The sequence below is a fragment of the Mesobacillus subterraneus genome, assembly GCF_000934845.1.
Taxonomy (GTDB): Bacteria; Bacillota; Bacilli; order Bacillales; family Cytobacillaceae; genus Mesobacillus; species Mesobacillus stamsii.
In genome coordinates this window covers 1-3,700 of record NZ_JXIQ01000204.1, presented here as the reverse complement: position 1 = coordinate 3,700, position 3,700 = coordinate 1, and the positions used below count along the sequence as shown (strand labels likewise).

Here is a 3,700-nt window from a genome sequence, read left to right as displayed (position 1 = left end):
GCAACGATAAGTCGAGAAGCCCCCACTTCAAGCCACCTGTAAGGGTGGTAAGTGGTGGGAGTAGTTCACGGAGTGCCAAGTATGCATAGAAAGCCGGAAATTTTTTTGAAGGATATACTCTAATCGCTGCTAATAAGGTGTTAAAGTATACAAAAGGGCTGCCTTATGAAGACTTAATCGAGAACGACTTAGTACTAAATTCATTAACCAAGTTGAAAGAGTGATAGAATGAAGTTTAAAATACAATTACCATTTTTTGTTGTAGGACTTATTCTTTTTAGTTACGGCATAGCTGTGGCAATCAAAGTTAATTACTTAGGGGTCCACCCGTGGGATGTATTGAATATTGCTCTTTTTGATAAAATTGGATTGACAATCGGAACATGGAACGTAATTTTTGGGATGATGCTTGTTCTTGTCTCGCTTTTGATTGATCGTACTTTTGTGAATATTGGTACCTTTATTAATGCATTGATGGTCGGCCCAATGGTTGACTTTTTTCTTTGGTTAGATGTTTTGCCCCAGGCTTCCACTCTCATGGTTGATGTTTTGATATTGCTGTTTGGTATTGTGATCATGGGCATTGGAGGAGGAATGTATAATGCTGCTCGAATCGGTTCAGGGCCAAGAGACGGTTTTATGCTTGCGATTTCAGTTAAGCTCGGGTACTCAATCAGCAGAGTACGAATGATTGTGGAGAGTATTGTTTTGATGATCGCCTTATTAATAGGCGGGCCGGTTTTTATTTTTACCTTTATTTTTACATTCATCCAGAGTCCTATTTTCCAGGCTTCCTACAAGGTTTGTACAGGATGGATTGAAAAGTTATCTAGCGCAATAAACAATAAGGTGATTTCGATGTAATATTTGTCTCTTTTAATGGGACGACAGAAGAACGAAATCGAAATTTAGATTAATGCGGAGTTTTTTAAGCCTACTTTCGGCATATTCCCTTTGTTTTAAATGGATTTTTTCACGCAATCGGGATTTAAAATCAGCATATGTAAATTTTCTCCGATTTCCATTGTCACTGATACATAAGGAATGGGTGGGGATTTCATGATGCCTTAGCTTTTTTGTACTATAATATGAGATATAGTGAAGAAGAGAATGAATAAGACAAGCCAGGGCTGCGGGCGGTTAAAGTCTCGATACGATATATATTCTTATTAAACTAAAATCACCACGAGGTATCATAATGGCAAAAAAGAAAAAGAATTTGGGACCGAGACGCAAACGGATGAAACGAGATGCCGAGCTTCAGAGTGCTAAGTCGTGGCTAAAGAAATAAGATGGGAAAAATGTTGTTAAATCTTACAGTAAATGATTCGCTGTTGATCCGGTTTGTGCGTTGAAAGAACTGGAGTTATTGGGATCCATTTTACTGAAAAAGAAAAAACGAATGTAAACAAGAGCCAAGAGGACTGAATGAAACAAAAACAGCTCTTAAAAGCAAGGAGATTGCAAAAGAGAAAAGAAAGGGAAATGGAGGAGTATGATGAATGGTTTGATTTTATCAGGGGCTTCACCGAGAGAGACACACCGTTTGGGCTTACATATGATAAACTGGAAAAAATAGAAGCGCAAGAAAGAGAACGAGAAGAATTAGTGAAAGCTTTAACAGATCCGAGTTTGTACTGGGTTGATGAACAATTAAAGTGCGAGGAAAGTTCAACCTTTTGGGAAAATCGATGAGGAAATGCAATATGGACACTATGTTTAAAATCAAAGAAAAAAATGAGCGTAGGAGGTAATGGTTGGATGGAGAAAACAATTGGTTTTGTTGGTCTAGGCAATATGGGGGCACCAATGGTCATGAGCCTGTTGAAGGCGGGATATCGTGTGAAGGTATACAATCGTACTCCGGAAAAAGCGGAAACTGTTATTGCTGCTGGGGCGGATCGGGTGGAGCATCTTGCCGATGTGGCCGTTCCTGGCGGCATTGTCATTACGATGGTGTCTAACGATCAAGCATTGGAAGAGGTGACAATTGGTGAAAAGGGTTTCGGGCACAAGCTTGAGGAGGGAAGTATCCATTTGTCAATGAGTACAGTTTCACCGGAAACTTCACGGAAGCTTGCTGCATTCCACGGTAAGCACAATAGCCATTATGTCGCATCGCCTGTTTTTGGTCGCCCGGATGCTGCTGCTGCACAGAAATTATTTATCTTATCTTCAGGTTCAAGTAAGGCAAAAGAGAGGACAAAGCCTGTTCAAGAGGCAATGGGCCAGCGGGTGTTTGATCTTGGCGAGGATCCAGGGAATGCGAATGTGATTAAACTTGGCGGGAATTTCATGATTATGGCGGCCATGGAGGCGATGGCCGAATCGTTTAATTTGGCAGAAAAGAATGGAATAGATCGGCAAGTGGCGGCAGAGGTGTATGCGTCCACATTATTTAATTGCACAGTATACAATGGATACGGTTCGATGATCGCCAACCGAAGATTCGAACCGGCAGGCTTTCAGCTAGAGCTTGGCTTGAAGGATTGCAATTTGGTATTAGAGGAAGCCAACGCTAAACAGACACCGATGCCCTTTGCAAGCATTTTGCACGATACCTTGCTCGCATCAGTAGCAAAAGGCAGAGGAAAGCAAGATTGGTCAGCACTTACCAGAATTGCATCCGAGAACGCTGGATTGGAGTAACACGGTATTCGTGTTTATTTTTTTAGAACTTCGGTCATGTTTCTATTTTCATTTTACGACAGAATCCACCCTGCAGTCTGTGAGGTGGACCTTCTGTTCAAACAAATTCAAGATACATAACGTGCAGTTTCCTTGTGTGCGAGCTCATGTTATAATGAAGAACTTAGTTTCAGCTCACGGGTGCCAAAAAAGCCTCCGCTCAGCGATAAAATATAGAGGTGTAAGAGAATGAATAAACGATGGACAATCGCTAAAATTAAGGAATTTGTTGAGAAAAATTCAGAAAGCAAATTGCTATCAACGGAATATCACGGATTCTCTCAAAAGTTACTATTTAAATGTGCATGTGGATCCAATTTTGAAAAAACATTTACGAAGTTTAAAAATAATAACCAGCGTAAGTGTGATGTTTGCCAGCCGCCAAAAGAGTCACGCTAATTGGAAAGTATGGAAATTCGAGAGAGGCAAGAATGTTAGAGTAAAAGTTTCGTCCATTTGCTTCTGCAGAATATGATGAAATGTATATCGGGTGATACGCTCCTTTTTTTATGAGCAAATACTAAAGCAGATGTCCTGTAATGGTCATCTGCTTTTTTCTTATTGTCGGAATCTAACATAAGCGCTTCGTCTTCAGAGGGTTTTTGTCGATATTTCCCGGGAAAAGGAGAATATTCACTCATCCTTAGATAGGACATTATACTTCCTAAGGCCGCTAAATCGCTTTTTCTTTTTCATGTACTTTTCGTTGAGGACGAGTACTTTCCCATTTTCGGAAACAGTAAATTTGCGGTAGACGGATTTGTATTTTTCAAATGCTAAGTGACCGGAAGTATAAACAGGGAAAATGATGGCGATTAGGATCAGAGCATCCTTGATAACATGGAATGGCTGCTCGAAAACATATCTCGTCATTACGGCTTTGGATGCAAAAGCCACTATTAGGATGATCAGTATGTTGCAGACGTGAAAAAGGTAGAATTTTTTTCCTTTTCGAAATATCCGCTCCAGTTCATTTTTAAAAAAGAGGGAATTGAACTACCCCCACTTACTG

General features: G+C 40.3%; 5 protein-coding genes. 4 read left to right on the top strand and 1 reads right to left on the bottom strand.

All coding sequences use genetic code 11. The features are described 5' to 3' along the window. Positions 1 to 228 precede the first annotated feature (228 nt). The 4 genes from UB32_RS18840 to UB32_RS18825 all read left to right on the top strand — a co-directional run bounded on the left by UB32_RS18840 (position 229) and on the right by UB32_RS18825 (position 3,087). Positions 229 to 864, top strand: a complete 636-nt coding sequence (locus tag UB32_RS18840; protein WP_044396719.1) for a YczE/YyaS/YitT family protein — start codon at positions 229 to 231, stop codon at positions 862 to 864. 564 nt (positions 865 to 1,428) lie between these two features. Further along, positions 1,429 to 1,695 (top strand): hypothetical protein, encoded by a 267-nt coding sequence (locus tag UB32_RS18835; protein WP_044396716.1) that lies wholly within the window; start codon positions 1,429 to 1,431, stop codon positions 1,693 to 1,695. Positions 1,696 to 1,761: 66 nt separating this feature from the next. Then, positions 1,762 to 2,649, top strand: coding sequence for an NAD(P)-dependent oxidoreductase (locus UB32_RS18830; RefSeq protein WP_044396715.1), 888 nt, complete (start codon positions 1,762 to 1,764; stop codon positions 2,647 to 2,649). 228 nt (positions 2,650 to 2,877) lie between these two features. Next, positions 2,878 to 3,087, top strand: coding sequence for a hypothetical protein (locus UB32_RS18825; protein WP_044396713.1), 210 nt, complete (start codon positions 2,878 to 2,880; stop codon positions 3,085 to 3,087). 234 nt (positions 3,088 to 3,321) lie between these two features. Here the strand turns inward: UB32_RS18825 and UB32_RS18820 are convergent, their stop codons facing one another. Then, entirely contained in the window at positions 3,322 to 3,561 is a 240-nt protein-coding gene (locus tag UB32_RS18820; protein WP_198528222.1) for a hypothetical protein, read from the bottom strand. Positions 3,562 to 3,700 lie beyond the last annotated feature (139 nt).

Coding starts and splice junctions, on each gene's coding strand:
- UB32_RS18835 (WP_044396716.1), top strand. CDS start 1,429: ATGAAACAAAAACAGCTCTTAAAAGCAAGGAGATTGCAAAAGAGAAAA.
- UB32_RS18825 (WP_044396713.1), top strand. CDS start 2,878: ATGAATAAACGATGGACAATCGCTAAAATTAAGGAATTTGTTGAGAAA.
- UB32_RS18840 (WP_044396719.1), top strand. CDS start 229: ATGAAGTTTAAAATACAATTACCATTTTTTGTTGTAGGACTTATTCTT.
- UB32_RS18830 (WP_044396715.1), top strand. CDS start 1,762: ATGGAGAAAACAATTGGTTTTGTTGGTCTAGGCAATATGGGGGCACCA.
- UB32_RS18820 (WP_198528222.1), bottom strand. CDS start 3,561: ATGACGAGATATGTTTTCGAGCAGCCATTCCATGTTATCAAGGATGCT.